Origin of the sequence: Nocardia sp. NPDC051929, assembly GCF_044548645.1 — a bacterium.
Lineage (GTDB): Bacteria > Actinomycetota > Actinomycetes > Mycobacteriales > Mycobacteriaceae > Nocardia > Nocardia sichangensis.
In genome coordinates this window covers 140,982-160,999 of sequence record NZ_JBIUCG010000022.1, presented here as the reverse complement: position 1 = coordinate 160,999, position 20,018 = coordinate 140,982, and the positions used below count along the sequence as shown (strand labels likewise).

Genomic DNA, 20,018 nt, shown 5'->3' with positions numbered 1-20,018 from the left:
TTTGTGCCCCGGGGCCCCGCCGCGGGCCACCCCGCCGGGCCGGCCCCGCCCCACAAACCGTTGGTCGGCCCACCCCCCAAACCCCCCCCCCGCCCCCCCCCCCCCCCCGCCGCCCCCCCCCCCGCCCCGGCGTCAGGTCAAGAACTAACTAGTCGGCTCGAACGCCTCCGCGATGATCTCCGCCTGCTCCACCGCGTGCACCTTGCTCGACCCCGAGGACGGGGCCGACATCGCGCGGCGGGAGATGCGGCGCAGTCGGGTGTTGGCGAAGCGGGGTGGGAGGGTTTCGGGGAGGTTGAGGCCGAAGAAGGGCCAGGCGCCCTGGTTGGCCGGTTCTTCCTGGACCCAGGCCAGGTCGGTGGCGTTGGGGTAGCCCTCGAGGGCCTCGTTGAGGCGGCGGACGGGCAGCGGGTAGAGCTGCTCGATCCGGACGATGGCGACGTCTTCGCGCTTCTGCTTGGCCTTTTCGGCGGCGAGTTCGTAGTAGAGCTTGCCGCTGGTCATCAGGACCCGCTTGACCTTGCTGCGGTCGCCGATGCCCTGCTCGTAGCCCGGTTCGTCGAAGACCGAGCGGAACTTGCTCTCGGTGAAGTCCTTGAGGTCGGAGACCACGGCCTTGTTGCGCAGCATCGACTTCGGGGTGAAGACGATCAGCGGGCGGCGGATGCCGTCGAGTGCGTGGCGGCGCAGCAGGTGGAAGTAGTTGGCCGGGGTGGACGGCACCGCGACGGTCATCGAGCCTTCCGCGCACAGTTGCAGGAAGCGTTCGATGCGGCCGGAGGTGTGGTCCGGGCCCTGGCCCTCGTGGCCGTGCGGCAGCAGCAGCACGACGTCGGAGAGCTGGCCCCACTTGGCCTCACCGGAGGAGATGAACTCGTCGATGATCGACTGCGCGCCGTTGACGAAGTCACCGAACTGCGCTTCCCACAACACCAGCGCGTTGGGGTTGCCCAGCGAGTAGCCGTATTCGAAACCGACGGCGGCGTATTCGCTCAGCGCCGAGTCGTGCACGGCGAACCAGCCCGGGTTCTCGCTGCCGATGTTGTGCAGCGGGGTGTACTCCTCGGCGGTCTTGCGGTCGATGATCACCGCGTGGCGCTGGGTGAACGTGCCGCGGCGGGAGTCCTGACCGGTCAGGCGCACCGCGCGACCCTCGTCGATCAGCGTGCCGAAGGCGAGCAGCTCGGCGAAGGCCCAGTCGACCTTGCCCTCGTAGGCCATCTCGCGGCGCTTCTCCAGCACCGGCTTGACGCGCGGGTGCACGTTGAAGCCGTCGGGCACGTTGAGGAACGCGTCGCCGATGCGCTGCAGGATCGACTTGTCCACGGCCGTCACGACGGACGCGGGCACCGGCTGGTCGCCCTCGACCGACTCGCTCGGCTCCGGCGAGTACTTCTCCAGCTCGCGGACCTCGTTGAACACCCGCTCCAGCTGGCCCTGGTAGTCGCGCAGGGCGTCCTCGGCCTCTTTCAGCGAGATGTCGCCGCGGCCGATCAGGCTCTCGGTGTACGCCTTGCGGACCGAGCGCTTGGTGTCGATGACGTCGTACATGTACGGCTGGGTCATCGACGGGTCGTCGCCCTCGTTGTGGCCGCGACGGCGGTAGCAGATCATGTCGATGACGACGTCCTTGCGGAACTTCTGCCGGAAGTCGACCGCAAGGCGGGCCACCCAGTCGCACGCCTCCGGGTCGTCGCCGTTGACGTGGAAGATCGGCGCGCCGATGAACTTCGCGATGTCGGTGGAGTACTCGGTGGAGCGGCTGTTCTCCGGAGCGGTGGTGAAGCCGATCTGGTTGTTCACCACGATGTGGATGGTGCCGCCGACCCGGTAGCCGCGCAGACCCGACAGGTTCAGCGTCTCGGCGACCACGCCCTGACCGGCGAACGCGGCGTCACCGTGCAGCATCAGCGGCACGACCGAGAAGCCCTCCGGGCCGTCGCCCTTGTCCAGCAGGTCCTGCTTGGCGCGCGCCAGGCCCTCGAGGACCGGGTCGACCGCCTCCAGGTGCGAGGGGTTCGCGGTGAGCGAGACCTCGATCTCGTTGTCGCCGAACATCTGCAGGTAGGTGCCCTGCGCGCCGAGGTGGTACTTCACGTCGCCGGAGCCGTGGGTGGCGGCCGGGTTCATGTTGCCCTCGAACTCGGTGAAGATCTTCGAGTAGGGCTTGCCCACGATGTTGGCCAGCACGTTGAGCCTGCCGCGGTGCGGCATGCCGATGATGACCTCGTCGAGGCTGTGCTCGGCGCACTGGTCGATCACCGCGTCCATCATCGGGATGACGGCCTCGGCGCCCTCCAGCGAGAAGCGCTTCTGCCCGACGTACTTGGTCTGCAGGAAGGTCTCGAACGCCTCGGCCGCGTTCAGCCGGTTCAGGATGTACTTCTGCTGCGCGACCGTCGGCTTCGCGTGCTTCTGCTCGACCCGATCCTGGATCCACTGCAACTGCTCGGGCTCGAGGATGTGGGTGTACTCCACGCCGACGTGGCGGACGTAGGCGTCGCGCAGGACGGACAGCACGTCGCGCAGCTTCATCTGGTCCTGGCCGTGGAAGCCCGCCACGTTGAACGTGCGATCCAGGTCCCACAGGGTCAGGCCGTGCTGGGTGACGTCCAGGTCCGGGTGGCTGCGGAACTTGTCCTTCACCAGCCGCAGGGGATCGGTGTCGGCCATCAGGTGGCCGCGGTTGCGGTAGGCGGCGATCATCTCCAGCACGCGGGCGCTCTTGTCGACAGCGCGTTCGCGGATGTCCTTGCGCCAGCGGATCGGCTCGTACGGCACGCCGAGACCGTGGAAGATCTCGTCGTAGAACTCGTCGGCGATCAGCAGCTGGTGGATGGTGCGCAGGAAATCACCGGACTCCGCGCCCTGGATGATGCGGTGGTCGTAGGTGGAGGTGAGCGTCATCAGCTTGCCGACGCCCAGATCGGCGATGCGCTCGTCGCTCATGCCCTGGAACTCGGCGGGGTACTCCATCGCGCCCGCGCCGATGATCGCGCCCTGGCCGTTCATCAGGCGGGGCACCGAGTGCACGGTGCCGATGGTGCCCGGGTTGGTCAGCGAGATGGTGACGCCGGAGAAGTCCTCCGCGGTGAGCTTGCCGTCGCGGGCGCGGCGGACGATGTCCTCGTAGGCGGTGTGGAACTGCCCGAAGGTCATCGCCTCGCAGCCCTTGATGGCCGCGACGACCAGCGATCGGCTGCCGTCCTTGCCGGGCAGGTCGATGGCGAGGCCGAGGTTGGTGTGCGCGGGGGTGACCGCGTTCGGCTTGCCGTCGATCTCGGCGTAGTGCCGGTTCATGTTCGGGAACGCTTTGACCGCCTGCACGATGGCGTAACCGAGCAGGTGGGTGAAGGAGATCTTCCCGCCCCTGGTGCGGGCGAGGTGGTTGTTGATGACCAAGCGGTTGTCGATCATCAACTTGGCCGGGATGGCGCGCACGCTCGTCGCGGTGGGGATGCTCAGCGAGGCGGACATGTTCTTCGCCACCGCGGCGGCGGCGCCGCGCAGCACCTTGGACTCGTCGGCGGCGGTGTCGGCCTGCTTCGGGCCAGAGGTCGGCGCGGCGTTCGAAGTCGGCGCCGGGGTGGTCTGCGGTGTGCGTGTTGTCACAGCGGCGGGCTTGGCAGCGGCCGGTGCGGGCTTGGCGGCAGCCGGTGCGGGCTTGGCGGCGGCCGGGGCGGGTGCTTTCGGGGCCGCGGGGGCGGCGGCAGGCTTGGCGTCGTTGCGCGTGGCGGCGGCGGGCTTGGTGGCCGCCGGAGCCGGTGCGGGAGCGGCAGCTTGCGCGGTCGCGGGGGCGGGCTGGCTGTTGCCGGTGTCGCCACTCGCGTCAGGCGTGTAGTCGGCCAGGAACTCGTGCCAGCTCTCGTCGACCGATGATGGATCTTGTTTGAACTTCTGATACATCTCGTCGACTAGCCACTGGTTCTGTCCGAACTGGGATGTTGAGCTGCTCACAGCAGGTGTTCGCCTCATTTCGTTCTTCGCGCTGCGACGTTTGTGACGTGCCCGGCACGGGGATCAGCGGATTGCGCGCCGATGCGCCCTATCTGAGGATAGGCCCAGCAGCAAATCGGCCGATTCACTGACCACCCGACACCCCCGACCCTATTGGTGATGACCCGGCGTCACCCGAGAATATTCCCTCCGACGCCTGTGCCGCTGCCCAGAGCCGGGCATATGGCCCACCTGCGGCGAGCAACTCCGTATGCTCGCCGAATTCCACGATCCGCCCGTGGTCGACGACCGCGATCCGGTCGGCGCGCGCGGCGGTGCCGAGCCGGTGCGCGACGATCACCGTGGTGCGGTCCCGGCTCAGCGATCTGCTCGCTGCCAGCACCGATGCCTCGGCGTCCGGGTCGAGCGTCGCGGTGGCCTCGTCGAGCAGCAGCAAGTCCGGAGCGACCAGTTCGGCACGGGCCAGCGCGATCAGCTGCCGCTGCCCGGCCGACAGGCCCCGGCCGCGCTCGCCGACGGGTTGTTTCATGCCGAGCGGGAGGCCGGCGATCATCTCCGTCGCGCCCACCGCCGCAGCCGCCGCGGCGATCTCGTCGGGGGTCGCGAATGGTTTCCCGAATGCAATGTTGCTCGCCACGTCGCCGGTGAACAGGTGAGCTTCTTGGGGGACGATGCCCAGCCGCGAGCGGTAGTCGGCGAGGCGATAGTCGCGCACGTCGACGCCGTCCACCCTGATCGCGTCGGGAGCGTGTCCTTCGGCTGCTGCGGCGGGCACTCGCGTGCGCTCGCCGGAATCCGGGCGCAGGTCGTACAGCCGCGCGAGCAACTTGACGACGGTCGACTTGCCCGCGCCGGTCGGGCCGACGAGAGCAAGGCTGGAACCCGCCGGAATGCGCAGCGACACACCGTCCAGCGCGGGAACACGACTTCCCGGGTAGTGGAAACGGACGTCGTCGAACGCCACGTCACCCCGCAGCGCGGGTCCGATGGTCACCGGGTCGGCCGGGTCGGCGGCGATCGAGGAGGGGGTGCGCAGCAGGTCACCGATCCGGCGCAGCCCGACCCTGGCCTGCTGGTAGTTGTCGAACACCTGGGACAGCTGCAGGATCGGCACGAACAGCAGCTCCAGATACAGCACGAACGCGACCAGCGTGCCGGCGCTGGTCGCACCGGTGGCGACCTCGCGCGCACCGAAGAACACCACCGCCGCCAGCGCCACGTCCGCCCATCCGACGACGAACGCGAAGTACAGCGCGATCGCCCGCTGCGCCCGCAACCGGCTGTTGCGGTAGCGCTGCGAGTACTCGGCGAAGCGGCGGGCGGCGCGCGGCTCGTGCCGGTTCGCCTGCACCGCGCGCAAGCCCGTGACGTTCTCCTGGAAGTCGGCGTTGACCGCCGACACGTGCTCGCGCGACACGGTGTAGGCGGCGGAGGACACCCGCCGGAACAGCACCGTCGCTATCGCGAGGGCGGGCACCGTCGCCAGCACGACCAGAGCCAGCGATACGTCGATGACCAGCAGCGCGACCGTGATGCCGACCAGCGTCAGCAGCCCGACTAGACTGGTGGCCACGCCGGTCTGCAGGAAGGTCGACAGCGCGTCGACGTCGGTGGTCATCCGCGTCATGATCCGCCCGGACAGTTCGCGCTCGTAGTAGTCCAGGCCGAGTCGTTGCAGGTGTGCGAAGCTGCGCACCCGCAGGGCGAACAGCACGCGTTCCCCGGTGCGCGCGGTGAGCAGCGTGGTGGCCGCGCCGACCGCCAACCCCGCCGCGGCCAGTACCGCGCCGAGCAGTGTCGCTCGGACGAGTGCTCCGGCGTCGTCGCCGAGCACGCCGCCGTCGATCGCGTAGCGCACCAGCGGCGGGAACGCGATGGCGATCGCCGCGTCCACGGCCAGCAGCGCCATCACGGTCAGCACCAGCCCGCGGACGGGACGCAGCAGGCGGGTGAGCCGGAAACCGGGATCCGGCTCGCGAATGCGTTCGCTGTCCGTGTCCGGCTGCTCGGTGGCAGGTGGCAGCCGCTCGATGGTCCGGCGCAGCTCGGGCGTCTCGCTGATGTCGGCCGCCGCCGCACCGAAGCGACGGCCGGCGGATCCGTCGCCGACTCGCCTGCCCGTGGCCGAACTCGCGTCCGGCTCGGGAGCGGGGTGCCCGGCGGGCGCGGGCAGCCGGATCACGCGATCGGCGTGGGCGAGCGTCGACTCCCGGTGCGCGAGGATGAGCGTGGTCCGTCCGCCCTGGTCGGGCAGCGCGTCGAAGATCGCCGCCTCGGTCACCGCGTCCACCGCGGAAGTGGCGTCGTCGAGCACCAGGATGCGTGGACGGGCCAGCAGCGTCCTGGCCAGCGCGATCCGCTGACGCTGGCCGCCGGAGAGGGTGAGGCCGCGCTCGCCGACCACCGTGTCGTAGCCGTCGGGTAGCTCGGCGATGAATTCGTCCGCCGCGGCCTGGACGGCCGCCTGCCTGATCTCCTCGTCGGTGGCGTCCGGTCGCCCGAGCGCGATATTGGCCGCGATGGTGTCGGAGAACAGGAACGGATCGTCGAAGACGACGCCGATGGCGGCGCGCAGGTCGGCGGCGCGCACGTCGGCGATGTCGACGGCCTCGCCGATTCGGGTCCCGGCTCGCGAAGTCGGGGCTTTGATCGCGTCGACCGCGCCCGCGTGCGGCGCGGTGGGGTCGGTGAACAGCCGGATACGGCCCGCGTCCGGCGCGTAGAAGCGCGGAAGCAGCAGAGCGAGTGTCGACTTGCCCGAGCCCGCCGGACCGATGACCGCCACCGTCTCGCCGGGCCGCACGCGCAGATCCAGTTCGCGCAGCACCGGCCGCTCGGGATCGAAGCCGAAACTCAGCGCATCGAGCTCGATGCCGAGTGGGCCGTCCGGCAGCTCGACCGGGCGTTCGGGATCGGCGATGACCGGGGCGGTGTCGATCACTTGGAAGACCCGCTCGGCCGCCGCCCTGGTGAGCTGCGCCATGACGATCACCGAGGAGAGAATGCGCGCGGTGCCGGTCATGACGGCGACGTAGGCGGCGAACGCGACGAAGGTGCCGATGCCGATGCTGCCGTGCAGCGCGAGCAGTCCGCCGAGCGCGATGACCGCGACCATCCCGAGCTGCGGGATCGCCGCGACGGTCGGCGCGAAGCGCGCGTCGATCCGTGCGGCGCGCATCCGCTCCGCGAACAGCTTGCGGCCGTGCCGCTCCAGCAGGTCGACCATCCGCGCTTCCTGGCCGAAGCCTTTGACCACCCGTACCCCGGTGACCGTCTCCTCGACGTGCTGGGCCAGATCGGCGGCACGCTGCTGCGCGGACCAGGTCGCCGCGTGCAGGCGCGGCCGCATGCGGTAGACCACCAGGCCGACCGCGGGCACCACGAGCAACGCGACGGCGGCCAGCGGCGGGGAGAGCCAGAGCATGACCGCGGCGGCGAGCCCGAATTCCAGCAGGGCCATGCCCGACAGCGGCACCATGGCCAGCAGTCCTTGGACGAGCTGCAGATCGGTGATCGATCGCGACACCACTTGGCCGGTGCGCAGGGTGTCCTGACCGACGCCGTCGAGCCGCTGCAGTGCGCCGAGCAGCTGCACCCGCAGGGTGTGCTGCACGTCCAGCGACAGCCGCCCGGCCAGCCAGCGCCGTCCGAATCCGGCTCCGGACCGGCTCACGGCCACTACCAGGATCAGCCCGGCGACCACGCTGATCGCCGCCGTGTCACCGATCCCGGCCGCGTCGACGGCCCGCTTGGTCAGCAGCGGACCCGCTGTCTCGATGATCGCCCCGCCGAGTACCGCGGCGGCGAGGCCGCCCAGCACCGCGCGGTGCGGTAGGCATTCGGCCCACAGCCTCCGTATCCAGCCCGGACTGCATCCCCCGTCCACGTCGTTCGCCCGTCCCCTTCGTCGTACCGCGTTCGTCATCGACGGTACCGACACCGGCCGACATGTCGTTGTTCCCGGCGGGTCCTCGGATCACAGATCGCGGGTGCGCAGATTCCACCAGCTCGCGGCGCCCAGGCCGATGGTCCACAGCAGCAGGACCACCACGGCGGCCGGAGTAGGGGCGAGAAAGTCGCTGTCGGGATAGGAACCGACCGCCACGGTGCCGACGGTGGCGGAGACGGGCAGCAGGGTGACCACGCCCGGAATGCCGAGACCGCGCGCGGTCAGCCAGATCAAAGGCTCGGCGACGACACTCCAACCGAGCAGCAGCGCCGCCGCCTTGGTCGAGGACCGCAACAGGATGCCCGCGCTCGCGCCGATCAACGACCAGCAGACCGCGGCGAGCAGCCCGCCGCCGAGCACCGCGAAGAACTCCCCGGTGACCGGGACCTTGCCGCGCCCCACGCCGAACAGCGCGCCGGCCGACACCAGTTCCACCGCCAGCGCCGCGGCCAGCGCGCAGCCTCCGATGACCAGGAACTTCGCGGCGGCGAGCCGGTCGCGGTCAGGGCTGAACAGCGTGGTCACGGCCATGCTGCGGTACTGGTACTCCGCGCCGGTCGCCAGCGCGCCGAAGACCGCCGCCGCCAGCACGACGAAGGCGAGGCCGAAGTAGAGCCCGATCGTCGCGGCGCCGGTGGCTGGCTGGCCGCGCGGATCCGGCGGCCCGGCCAGGCTCGCCGACGCGACGCTCGCCAGCAGCGCCACGACGATCGGCGCTGCGGCGAGCGTCCGGCCGCGCGGCATGGTGACGACCTTGCGCACCTCGGAGTTGACGTTCGGCACCAGGTCCGTGGGCAGGATGGCGATCATCGTGGGATCCCGTAGGGCGTCGGCGAGGGTGGCTGGGCGGGCGCGGAGAGGCCCGGGTAGTGCGGCGCAGGCGTGGCGGTGGGTCTGGTCAGCGACGCGAGCACGCGGTCGGGGTGGATCGGGTCGGGCACGATGCTATCGATCCGCACCTGCGCCGCGGTGGCCGCCGTCCTGATCTGCGCTTCGCTCGCCTCGGCGACGGCGAGGCGGCCGTCCGGCCGGATCACCGCGTCCGTGAATCCTTGTGCCGCAAGCGTGGTGGCCAGCGCGATGGGGGTGGACGCGGCGACGACCAGCCGGTCCGGATGCCCGCGCCGCAAGCGCGCCGGAGTGCCCTGGTACACCACCGCGCCCTCGCTCAGCACGACCAGTTGGTCCGCGGCGGGCAGCACCGCGCCGAGACTCTCGCTGGTCAGCAGGACACTGCCGCCGCGCCGGGCGTGCTTGCGCAGAAAGTCGTGCAGCCAGCCGCGTTCGGCGGGGTCGAGTCCGTCCATCGGTTCGTCCAGCACCAGCAGCGGGGGGTCACCGAGCAGCGCGGTGGCCAGGGCCAGCCTGGTCTGCTGCCCGATCGACAGGGCGCCGATCTTCGTCCTGGCGTGTTCGTCCAGTCCGACCAGCTCGAGCACTTCGGTCACCCGGCTGTCGACGACGTTCGCCGCGGCCGCGTAGACCCACAGGTGTTCGCGCGCGGTGCGGGCCGGATGCAGTCCGCGCGGCGCGAGGACGCCGCCGATCACGTTCGCGGAGCCCGCGGTGTTTCCCCGGGAACCGGGCCCGCCGACGGACGCCGTTCCCGAGGTGGGAGCGAGCAGGCCGAGCAGCACCCGCAAGATAGTGGTCTTGCCCGCGCCGCGCGGGCCCACCAGTGCGGCGATGGTGCCGGAGGGCACGGTGAAGCTGACGTCCGTCACGGCGGTCGCCAGCTCGTACTGCTTGGTCAGTCCCCGGACCGCGAACGCGATCGGCCGCGTCCCGCTCATCGCGGAGTGGCCGGAGGTCGCGGCTTCGCCGGGTCGATCGCGGTGAGCGGATCGGCCTCGATGACCAAATGGCGGTCGACCGGCCAGGTGGTGGGCGGCGGCCCGAATGCCTTGCGCGCGTTGGTGATCGTGGCCTTGCCGAGGGCGCGGTTGCCCGCGCCGCCGATCACCGCGCCGATGCCTGCGGGCAGTACCTTGCCCGCCATCAGCGCCGCGCGCTTGGTGATGAACCGGATGATGAACCGCTTCAGCAGCGAATCGTTCATGCTCGACAATCCGGGGATGCGGTTGGCGAAGGCCGAGCCCCAGTTCTTCGCGGAGGTGCCGACGCTCTTCTGCACGATCTGCATGCCGCTCTCACCCAGCACGACCGCCAGCACGAGCGCCCTGCGTTGCTCCTGGTCTTCCGGCGTGATGCCGTGCACCGAGGCCACCGCGAGGGTGAACACCGCCGACGCCTCCATGAAGAAGGTGGTCTCCGCGCTCACCGCGGCGATGGCCGCGACGGTGCCGACGCCGGGGAAGGCTGCGGTCGCGCCGACCGCGCTGCCGCTGCCGGTCACCGCGAGCAGGTACTGCTTCTCCAGTCGGTCGACGATCTGTGCTGGGCTCTCACCAGGGTGGGAGCGGCGAATGCGGTCCACGTACTTGGCGACCGCGGGGGCCTGCAGGCGGGACCCGGTGTCGAGCAGTTCGACCACCGTCTTCTCGAACGCGCCTTTGAGCATCGGCGGCATCCTCCTCTTCCGGTCTGCTGGGTAGAACTGTATGGCACCGGTTGCCGTCAGCTCGTCATGACAACGAAGTACCCAGCCGCATCGGTTCCACCGGCGGCTGCCTCGCTTTCGACCCGGGCGGGTGCGTCCTTACGCGGAAGTGTGGATCGCGGGCACGCGTTCGCCCGATGCCGGAGGGGGAGGTGGGGTTCCGTCGCCGAACGGCCTGCCGCCGAGAGCCTCTCGGCCGTGCGGGGTCAGCCAGTTCGCCAGGTCGGGGCCCTTGGGGATGATCCCGGTCGGGTTGATGTCCCGGTGCACCACGTAGTAATGCCGCTTGATCTGCCCGAAGTCGATCGTGTCGCCGAAGCCCGGGGTCTGGAACAGGTCGCGCGTGTACGCCCACAGCACCGGCATCTCGGCGAGCTTGGTCCGGTTGCACTTGAAGTGCCCGTGGTAGACCGCGTCGAAGCGGGCCAGCGTGGTGAACAGCCGGACGTCGGCCTCGGTGATCGTGTCGCCGACCAGATACCGTTGTGCGGCAAGGCGTTCGGAGAGCCAGTCCAGCCGCGCGAAGAGCCGGTCGTAGGCGGCGTCGTAGGCGTCCTGCGTACCGGCGAACCCGCAGCGGTAGACGCCGTTGTTGACGTCGCGGAAAACGGCGAGGTTCACCTCGTCGATCTCCGCGCGCAGCGGCTCCGGGTACAGCTGCGGCGCGCCGGGCCGGTGGTGCGCGGTCCACTCGGTGGAGAAGTCGAGGGTGATCTGCGCGTAGTCGTTGGTGACCACCTGGCCGGTCGGCACGTCCACGATGGCGGGCACCGTGATGCCACGCGGGTAGTCCGGGAACCTGGCCAGGTAGGCGTCGCGCAGCCGCGGGATGCCGAGCACCGGATCGACACCACCGGGGTCCAGATCGAAGGTCCAGCTCAGCTTGTCGTGCGTGGGTCCGCACAAGCCGAGCGAGAGCACCGGCTCCAGTCCGAGCAGGCGGCGCACGATCAGCGTTCGATTGGCCCACGGGCAGGCTCGCGCCGCGACGAGCCGGTAGCGCCCCGGCTCGACCGGGTAACCGTCGCGGCCGTCGGCCGTGATCCGGGTGGTGATGTAGTTCGTGTCGCGTTTGAACTCGCCGGGCTCGACGTAGGAACCGGTTTTGCTGGCCGACTTGGTCACATCGACAGTCTTCCAGATCGACCTCGTACGCTGACCGGATGAGTGAAACGAAGGCCACCCGTCTGGAACGAGACGTCACCGACGGCGGAGCGGAGGTGGCGACCCTCACGCTCGCCCATCCGCCGCTCAACCTCTTCGACCGGTCGATGCTGGACGCGCTGGTCGAGGACATCGCCGAGCTGTCGGCGCGGCCGCCGCGCGCGGTGCTGCTGCGCGCCGAGGGCAAAGTGGTCTCCGGCGGCGTCGACGTGCACGTCTTCGACGGCCTGACGCCCGAGCAGGGCGCCGAGTTGTGGCGCACCCTGTTCGCGCAGATCATCCATCCGCTGGAGGCGCTGCCGTGCCCGGTGGTGTTCGCCGCGCACGGGTTGACCCTGACCGCCGCCTTCGAGATCGCCCTCGCCTGCGACATCCTGCTCGCGGCGCCGAAGGCGAAGTTCGGGCTGGTGGAGATCGTGGTCGGGCTGACCCCCTCGATGGGCGGCCCGCAGCGTCTCGCCGAGCGCGCGGGCTCGGGGCGGGCCCGCGAGTTCGTGATGACCGGCGACCTCTACGACGCGGCGACCATGGCCGAGTGGGGCGTGGTCAACGCCGTGCACGAAGACCTCGACACCGCGGCGCGCGCGCTGACCCACCGGCTGGCCGATGGCCCGACGAAGGCCAACGCGGCGACCAAGAAGATCATCGAGGCCTGGCGTTCCGGCGGTGTGGCACATGCGGATTCGGTGACGCCGGAGGTGTCCGGCGAGCTGTTCGGCACCGAGGATCTGCGGGGCGGCGTGCGCAGTTTCCTCGAGCAGGGTCCGGGGAAGGCGCGCTACGCGGGCCGGTGACAGCTAGGACACGTTCATCGCCTATTCCAGCGAAGTTGTGACATGCGTCATATAGTCGCAGTGCCTGATAACTCGAGGCACGCGGAGGACGAATGTCGCAGTTGCTCGTCGAATATCCCCTCACCGGCCCGCACGTCTGGGACAACCCGCTAGCTCGGGGCGCCGACGGGGTGCTGCGCTACGGAAACCTCACGCCCGCGCTCACCGAATTACTCGATCTTCAGGTGCACGCGTTCGGGAGCCGCGAAGCCGTGGTGGAAGTCGGCGGCCCGCGCCTGACCTACCGGGAGCTGTGGCACTCCGCTTCCCGCATCGCGGGCGGCTTGCAGGAGCACGGCATCGGATACGGGGACCGAGTCGCCGTCCACCTGCCCACCGGCGCTCGATGGGTGCAGGCATTCCTCGGCGCACTGCTCAGCGGAGCGGTACCGGTACTGGTGCACGACGGGCTCCCGGAGTCGGTGGCCGAGCGCGTGATCGCCGACAGCCGTGCCGATTTCGTGCTCGGCGGCAAGGGCGCCGAGACCGAGCTGCCCGACGGCGCCGCCTTTATCGATGACGGCGCGGCACTGGGCGACCTGGCGCTGCTGTGCTACACGAGCGGAACGTGCACGCCCAAGGGCGTGGAACTGACCAACGAGAACCTGCTGTCGGCCGTGCGTTCGGTGGTCGCGGCGCTGGACCTGCCGACCGACGGCCTGCGCAACCTGGTGCTGTTGCCGTTGGCGCACGCGGGCGGCTGTGTCGATCAGCTGTTGCCGACCTTCGCCGTCGGCGGCACCGTGGTGCTCACCCGGGACACCCGAGGCATGGCCGAAGCCGTCACCGCCGAGCGCGTCGACATGGTCTCCGCGACGCCGCGGATCTTCGCGGGCCTGCTGCCCCGGCTCGCGGAACTGCGCTCCGACGGGTTGCGCACCGAGGGCATCGCGCGGATCAGTAAAGCCGGTCATCGCGCCGCGTCTCCGGCCGCCCTCGCGGCCGAACTGCGCGGCGTGTTCCCCGCCGCCAGGCAGTGGTCGGTGTGGGGCGCGACCGAGACCAGCGGCATCGGCCTCGCGGTGGACGACGCCGAGCGAGCGGACTCGTCCGAAGCCGCCGCGGTACTCGGTTTCCCGTTCGGCGGAACGGAATTGGCGCTGTGGGGCCCGCGGGCGACGGCGGGGCGCGGCGAACTGCTGTGCCGAGGGCCGAATGTCACCCCGCGCTACTGGGACGACCCGACCACGACCGCGGCGCGGTTCACCGGGACCTGGTTCCACACCGGCGATCAGGTGACGATCGACGAAGACGGCTTGGTGCGCAGGGAACCGGTGCCCGTCGAGTGACCCTGTCTCACTCCAGCATTCGCTCGCGCAGCCGCCCGAGCAGGTCGGGCGTCAGTCCGATCGTCGCGAGATAGCCGTCCAGGCCGCCGTGCAACTCGCGCATCGAGGCGGTGGCGATGTCCAGGTATTCCTCCCGCACGCCGAGCAGGTCGATGGAGAGTTCCTCACCGCCGAGCAGCTTCGCCGTCATGAGCGCGCGCAGCGCCGGGACGGCTCCGTTGCTGAGCAGGTAGTCGGCCTGCACGTCGGTCTCTGTGACGCCGACCGCGCGCAGCAGCGTGGCGACGGCCCACCCGGTGCGATCCTTACCCGCCGCGCAGTGCACCAGCACGGCGCCGTCGCCGCGCAGGACGGACTCGGCGAGGGACGCGATGGCGGCATGCGCCTCGGGAAGTGCCGGGAACATCCGGTAGACCTCGAGCATGTGCGTGTAGGCGGTCTGCGCGGTCGCCTCGTGTGGCGGCGCCTCGGCCATGCGCGAGTCGAACGGGGTGATGCTCAGCCGGACGTCCGCGGGCAGCCGGTCGGCGCCGATGTGGTCGATCTCGCGCTGTCCGCGCAGGTCGTGGACGGCGCTGACGCCCAGGTCGCGCAGCGCGGCGTGGCCCGCGTCGTCGAGTCCGCTCAGTTGCGCCGAGCGCAGCAGGACGCCGGGACGGACCTTGGCGCCGTCGTCGGTGCGCAGCCCGCCGGTGTCTCGGAAATTGAACGTGCCGGAGAGGAAGTACTGGTCGGCGGGGGGCGAGAGAGTCACCGATCCAGGCTATCCGCAGCGCGGAACGAACAGGTGTCGGTAGCGGATCGAACCTCCCACGATAAGCTGACCGTTTTGAGAGGTTCCACTGTGGGATTCGCCACAGGATTTGGGCTGCTCGGCACCAGGACCGTACCGTTGTCAACGGTCTGCCGAGTGGCCGAGCACCGCCGAGATCCACCGTCATAGCGCGATTTCCGGGTGACACGGCCTGATCGCATACCGATCGCGGTTGGGTAACAAAACATTCTTTCAGTCTGGAATTACCCATCGAACCCGTTCTCAAACCCCGGAAACGCTCTACCATTGGTGAATGTTGGACCGGGCAGCTCAGGTGTTTCCCGATGTTGTCCGCCCTGTTCAGCGAGTCGCGCCGACGCAGGTGCGTGAGTTCTTTCGCCGAGAGGGAGTCGTCGTTGAGCGCACGTGGAGAAGTGATAACAGAAATCCGGCTACGACCTGCCGTCATCGAGGCGGTCGAAGCGGCGGCGGCCACGGTCGACTACAAAGGCCTCCGTGCGCTGCGCGTGCTGCTGCACGCGGGAGTCAGCGCCTACTGGCCGCTGGTCAAGGCCACGCCGGAGAGGCAGATCAGGTCGTATGAGATGACCCTGCAGGCGCTGCGCGCCCGCTGGGCGGTCAAGGCCGACTGCTTCCCCGATCCGATCGCCACGGAGTTCTACCAGGAGAAGGACGCGGAAGTCACCGCGTTCCTGGAGATGTGTGCCGAGTTGTCCGGAACCCAGTGGCTGGAGCCGGTGGAGGCGATCGCCTGCAATGTCGTGTCGATCGTGCAGGGCACGGTGCTGCGCTGGCTGGCCGACTGCAACGACGAGACCATGCTGGTGGTGCTCGACGAGATGGTCAGCGGGCTGGCCGCCAAGGCCGCGGAGCTCTGACAAATACTGGACGTTTGACCAACTTGGTGGTTGAGTTGTCCGGGTGACCGAGACGTCGCCGATCGCGGGGCTGCATGCGGCCACCGCCGAACTCGACCCGCCGCTGGCCGCCCTCGACCTGTCCACCCTGCGCGCGAACGCGGCCGATCTGGTGCGGCGAGCCGGTGGCACACCGGTGCGGGTGGCCAGCAAATCCGTGCGCTGCCGTGCCGTGCTCGCCGAAGTCCTCGGCGCCGATCTCACCGCGGCGGGCGGCTTCGCGGGCATCATGTCCTATTCCTTGCGCGAGGCGCTCTGGCTCGTGCGCCACGGGGCGCGCGATGTCCTGCTCGGCTATCCGAGCGTGGACCGCGCCGCGCTGGCCGAACTGGCGGCCGACGACATCGCGCTGCGCTCCATCACCCTGATGATCGACGACGCCGCGCAACTCGACCTGATCCGCGCCGCCGTCGGCTCCGATCGCGTGCGGCCACGTGTCTGCCTCGACGTGGACGCCTCCCTGCGGATCGGCCCGCTGCACCTGGGCGTGCGGCGTTCCCCTGTTCGCACGCCGCAGCAAGCGGCCACGCTAGCGGGCGAGGCCCGGCGGCGAGGCTTCGACGTGGCGGGCGTGATGACGTACGAGGCGCAGATCGCGGGGCTCCCGGACGCCAATCTCGCTGTGCGTCTTGTGAAGCGGGCGTCCGCGGCGGAGATCCGCAAGCGCAGGGCCGAGGTGCTCGCCGCGGTCCGGTCGGTGACCGGCGAACTCGAGATCGTCAACAGCGGCGGCAGCGGATCCATCGAGGTCAGCGTCGCCGATCCGGACGTCACAGAGGTGACCGCCGGGTCCGGGCTGTACGTGCCGACGTTGTTCGACGGCTACCGGTCCTTCACGCCGAGACCGTCGCTGTATTTCGCGATGCCCGTGCTGCGGCGTCCCGCCACCGGCATCGCCACCGTCTTCGCGGGCGGGTACATCGCCTCCGGCCCCGCAGGGCGGTCGCGAGTGCCCAAACCGGTGTGGCCGCGCGGGTTGAAGTTGATCGGCACCGAGGGCGCTGGCGAAGTGCAGACCCCGCTGTCCGGCGCCGCGGAACTGCGGATCGGCGACCGGGTGTGGTTCCGGCACGCGAAGGCCGGTGAACTGTGCGAGCGATTCGGCACCGTGCATCTGGTCGACGAGGACGGCTCCCGCGTCAGCGCGCCGACCTATCGAGGCGAGGGCGCCTGCTTCGGCTGACCCGCGCCGGTCAGCCGCAGGAACGCGCCCAGATCGGCGAGTTCGTCGGGGTTCGCGGGCAGGTATTCGGTGAGCAGCGGTGAGCGGATGACGATCGCCTTCCACATGGCCCGGCACAGCGCGTGGATCAGCCCGCGCGACAGCAGCGACGGCATGCCGTAGGGAGCGTCGGCGGGGGAGGAGGTGGTCATGGACAGCAGCACCACCGCCGCCTCCCGGCCGCGGAAGCGATCCGGCGTGCCCACCAGGACGTCCTCGATCTTCGCGCGGGCCAGCAGCGTCCGGATGCGTCCCACCTGAGCGGCGTACGGAGCGACCACGAAGATGTCGTGGGGGTGCAGCCTGCGCGTGGTCGCGCCGCTGGTCCATGACATGCCGAGCAGCGCGCGGACCCGGCGCACCACTTCGCGCGCTTCCGCGGGCGACTCGGTGGCGTTGCCGTAGTGGTCCACCAGGACGGTGTCCACCCCGGGGTCCTCGCCGTGCAGTTTCCGGGCCAGGGTGACCGTCTCGCTGGCGCGCAGGCGGCCGTCGTAGTACAGGCGGGAGACGGGTTCGCACACCGCCGGGTGCATCCGCCAGGTGCGGTCCAGGAAGTAGCCGCGCTCGGTGGGCAAGGTCTGGCGTCCGTCCGCCAGCCAGCCGAGCACCGATTCGCCGACCGGGGCCGGATGCGCGCCGCGCGCGGTGGACGCCACCGGATCGCCGAGCAGCAACAGATTGCGCGCGCACTCCGCGACGGACACCGTCTCGGCCAGCGGGAAGCGGCCCGCGTCGGCGATCACGAGCAGGTCGAGGCCCGCGCGGGGCACCAGATCCTCGTTCGCGAAATCGGCCGGTTCGCCGCCGAGGACGCAGCCGCTGATCGCGTTGTCCAGGAATCGCGGGTAGCGGACGGCGTCGATCACCACCCACTCCGGTGCGACGGTCGCCGCGTCCTTCTTGGCGACCAGTTCCGGCAGCACACCCGCCCGCACCACCGCGTCGAGCAGGTTCTCCACGGTCGCGGGTGTTTGCGCGAGGATGCCGATCCGCCACTTGTTCCGAGTGATCAGCCGCTCCAGCACCCGGGCCGCGGTCGCGGTCTTCCCGGTGCCCGACGGACCCTGCACCGCGACGTAGGAGTGATCCAGAGCGCACAGCGCGGCGGTGATCGCCGCGGCGTAGTCGCCGTGCACCTCGGGCAACCGGACGTCGCCGTGCAGCCGGGGCGGGCGGCGCGCGAGGATGTCGAACACGGCCGTACGCGGCGTTTCCGGCAAGGTCATCAGCAATTGCTGCGCCGCGAGTTCGATCGCCAGTTCGGCGTTCTCATCCCAGTCCGGCAGGCCCGGCGCGATCGCGGAGGGCAGTTCGTCGTAGGGTTCGCAGCCCTCCGGCAGCGATTCCTCCAGCCGGACGGTGTCGTCGAATTCGGCGTCCACCGAGCAGCCGAGCACCGTCGCGGTAGCGGTCGCCCGCTGCCCCGCATCGGTCACCATGCCGGCCGGCATCGGTTGATCGTAGAAGGTGTAGACGGCGGTACCCGGGGTCAGCGCGCTCGGGCCGGGGGCGCCGCTGGAACCGGTGCCGATCCGTCCGGTCAGGGTGAGATAGCGCCGCATCCCCGGGCGGTCGGGGCGGCGATGCCACTTGGTGTCGACGGTGCCCCAGTCGGCGACCAGCACTCCCGGGGCCTGCGCCCATTCCTCCACCGGATGACTGAGCCGGTCGGCGTGCGCCCACCACAGCGGCTGCCGCTCGCGCCGGTGGTAGCCGAGCGTCGCGGCCATCAACGCGGCCGGATGCAGCGGATCGCCCTGCGCGGCGGCGTATTCCGCGAGCGCGGCCTCCAGCGACGACGGCCGGGACGACGGCGGTGCGGGCTCGCCGGCGACCGCTGAGGTGGACCGCGCGTCCGGAGTCCGGGTCCGGGTGGCGATGCGTTGCTCGGCCGCGCGATCGAGCAACCAGTCGCGCAACCGCAGCACCGTGTGGCAATCGTTTTCCGCGGCAGCCGGATCGGTCACACCGGGAAGCAGCCGGCGCAGGCCGCCGAGCCGGTAGGAGGACTCGCCGACGAGCAGCGCGCCGCGGACGATCGGATACAGATCGACCAGAACGCCCTCGCGCAGCAGTTCGTCTACCAGTTCCTCGTTGACCCCGTGCCGTCCGGTGCAGCGCAGCAGTGCCGTCCGCACCGCCGCGGAGTAGTGGTAGACGTGCAGGTCCGGATCGATCCGGCGGCGCTGGGTCAGGTAATCGAGCACCTGCTCGAGCACGCGGCGTTCGGCGGCCGCGGCGCGGCCGGGCTCGCTCGAACCGCTCGGTCCGCGCAACGAGAGGTGCACCGTGTCCGGGCCGCCGACCTCGACGACGAGCGGAGTCCGTCCGCCGCCCGAGACGGTGAGCGAGAGATCGCCGGGGGAGGACGCGGGCAGAGCCCCGAGCACGGTCGCGTCGAGCACCGCGTAGGTCGGCTCGCCCGAAACTTCGCGGCGCAGCTGGGTTTGCGCCTGGCGGCGCAGCGCGGAAACGGTGCGCGGCGGCACGCCGGGCACCGAGCTCTCGGTAGTGGCCAGCCGATCGATGGTGTTCACCCCCGCTTCGCGCAGCCGGGCGCGAGCGGCGGGCGGCATACCGGCCACGAGCAGCAGATCGCGCGCGGCGGAGAGGGCATCGACACAGGTGCGGCAGCGGCCGCAGGCGAGATAACGAGGATCGCCCCACTGCACGGGCAGCAGTTCGCCGAGCTTCTCGTCCACGATGCGCTCCACCCGGCTCCTGCGCGCCCGATACAGCGGAAGCAGCTCGCTCAGCGCTCCGGCGCTGCTCTCCGTGCCGAGATGCAGCCGGACCAGCGGTGCGGTGAGCGCGCCCGAATGGTCGAGTGCCTCGGCGCAGGCGGCCAGTTCGAGCGCGGCGGCCACCCGATCGGCGGTCGTGGACGCGATGCCGTGCACGGTGTAGCGGACCCGATGTTCGGCTCGCACCAGAAAGTCGGCGGAGCAATGGAATCGGCCGTCGAAGAAGGTCGCGCCGTGCACCACGTGCGCGCCGGAGCGCAGCGCGGCGACCGTGTCGGCGTGCGCGGCGGTCAACGCCGCGACATGGCGGCCGGGTTCGCCCGGTTCGTCCGGGGGGCGGTCGATCTCGACCATTGCGCCGCCGAACCGCGCGCGGTAGTCGTCGAGCAGGCGTCGACGGACGTCATCGGTTCCCGGAGCGGGTTCGTACCCCGATACGGCGCTGCCGGGGTCGGCCGGGATGGTGCCGAGTTCGGCGTCGAGGGCGCGCAGCAGGGCGAACTCGCAGTGCGCCGCGCGGACGAGATCGACGGCGGTGCAGACGACACGATCACCGAACACGAACAAACGCGGCCCTCCTGTGTCTTCGCGGGACACCCGCTGCA

At 70.4% G+C, this 20,018-nt stretch carries 12 protein-coding genes; 4 read left to right on the top strand and 8 right to left on the bottom strand.

Annotation, left to right across the window (positions count from 1 at the left end):
- Positions 1–144: 144 nt before the first annotated feature.
- From ACIHAX_RS28295 to ACIHAX_RS28270, 6 genes are all read right to left on the bottom strand, one after another.
- Entirely contained in the window at positions 145–3,975 is a 3,831-nt protein-coding gene (locus tag ACIHAX_RS28295) for a multifunctional oxoglutarate decarboxylase/oxoglutarate dehydrogenase thiamine pyrophosphate-binding subunit/dihydrolipoyllysine-residue succinyltransferase subunit (protein WP_355077297.1), read from the bottom strand.
- A gap of 106 nt (positions 3,976–4,081) precedes the next feature.
- A complete protein-coding gene (locus ACIHAX_RS28290; RefSeq protein WP_397280473.1) occupies positions 4,082–7,882 on the bottom strand; it encodes an ABC transporter ATP-binding protein in 3,801 nt (1,266 codons plus the stop codon).
- A gap of 51 nt (positions 7,883–7,933) precedes the next feature.
- Complete coding sequence (locus tag ACIHAX_RS28285) at positions 7,934–8,716, bottom strand: ABC transporter permease (protein ID WP_397280471.1); 783 nt, start codon at positions 8,714–8,716, stop codon at positions 7,934–7,936.
- The gene (locus ACIHAX_RS28280; RefSeq protein ID WP_364432656.1) at positions 8,713–9,699 is read right to left on the bottom strand and encodes an ATP-binding cassette domain-containing protein; all 987 of its coding nucleotides are present in this window, start codon (positions 9,697–9,699) and stop codon (positions 8,713–8,715) included. The genes ACIHAX_RS28285 and ACIHAX_RS28280 overlap by 4 nt, the downstream gene beginning before the upstream one ends.
- Positions 9,696–10,427, bottom strand: coding sequence for a hypothetical protein (locus tag ACIHAX_RS28275; protein WP_355077290.1), 732 nt, complete (start codon positions 10,425–10,427; stop codon positions 9,696–9,698). The genes ACIHAX_RS28280 and ACIHAX_RS28275 overlap by 4 nt, the downstream gene beginning before the upstream one ends.
- 138 nt (positions 10,428–10,565) lie before the next feature.
- A complete protein-coding gene (locus ACIHAX_RS28270; protein ID WP_355077288.1) occupies positions 10,566–11,591 on the bottom strand; it encodes a glutathione S-transferase C-terminal domain-containing protein in 1,026 nt (341 codons plus the stop codon).
- Between the two features lie 38 nt (positions 11,592–11,629).
- On the opposite strand from ACIHAX_RS28270, the gene ACIHAX_RS28265 reads away from it, so the two are divergent.
- Positions 11,630–12,424: an enoyl-CoA hydratase/isomerase family protein gene (locus tag ACIHAX_RS28265; RefSeq protein WP_364432651.1), complete on the top strand. Its 795-nt coding sequence runs from the start codon at positions 11,630–11,632 to the stop codon at positions 12,422–12,424.
- A gap of 92 nt (positions 12,425–12,516) precedes the next feature.
- Complete coding sequence (locus tag ACIHAX_RS28260; protein ID WP_397280468.1) at positions 12,517–13,752, top strand: class I adenylate-forming enzyme family protein; 1,236 nt, start codon at positions 12,517–12,519, stop codon at positions 13,750–13,752.
- Positions 13,753–13,759: 7 nt separating this feature from the next.
- On the opposite strand, the gene ACIHAX_RS28255 is transcribed toward ACIHAX_RS28260, so the two are convergent.
- The gene (locus tag ACIHAX_RS28255) at positions 13,760–14,506 is read right to left on the bottom strand and encodes a tyrosine-protein phosphatase (RefSeq protein ID WP_355077283.1); all 747 of its coding nucleotides are present in this window, start codon (positions 14,504–14,506) and stop codon (positions 13,760–13,762) included.
- Between the two features lie 416 nt (positions 14,507–14,922).
- On the opposite strand from ACIHAX_RS28255, the gene ACIHAX_RS28250 reads away from it, so the two are divergent.
- Positions 14,923–15,405 carry a TetR family transcriptional regulator gene (locus ACIHAX_RS28250; RefSeq protein WP_355077281.1) on the top strand — a complete coding sequence of 161 codons (483 nt, stop codon included), beginning with the start codon at positions 14,923–14,925 and terminating at the stop codon, positions 15,403–15,405.
- 43 nt (positions 15,406–15,448) lie between these two features.
- Complete coding sequence (locus ACIHAX_RS28245) at positions 15,449–16,627, top strand: amino acid deaminase/aldolase (RefSeq protein WP_397280466.1); 1,179 nt, start codon at positions 15,449–15,451, stop codon at positions 16,625–16,627.
- Here the strand turns inward: ACIHAX_RS28245 and ACIHAX_RS28240 are convergent.
- A complete protein-coding gene (locus ACIHAX_RS28240) occupies positions 16,597–19,974 on the bottom strand; it encodes an AAA domain-containing protein (protein ID WP_397280464.1) in 3,378 nt (1,125 codons plus the stop codon). The genes ACIHAX_RS28245 and ACIHAX_RS28240 overlap by 31 nt on opposite strands.
- Positions 19,975–20,018: the final 44 nt, after the last annotated feature.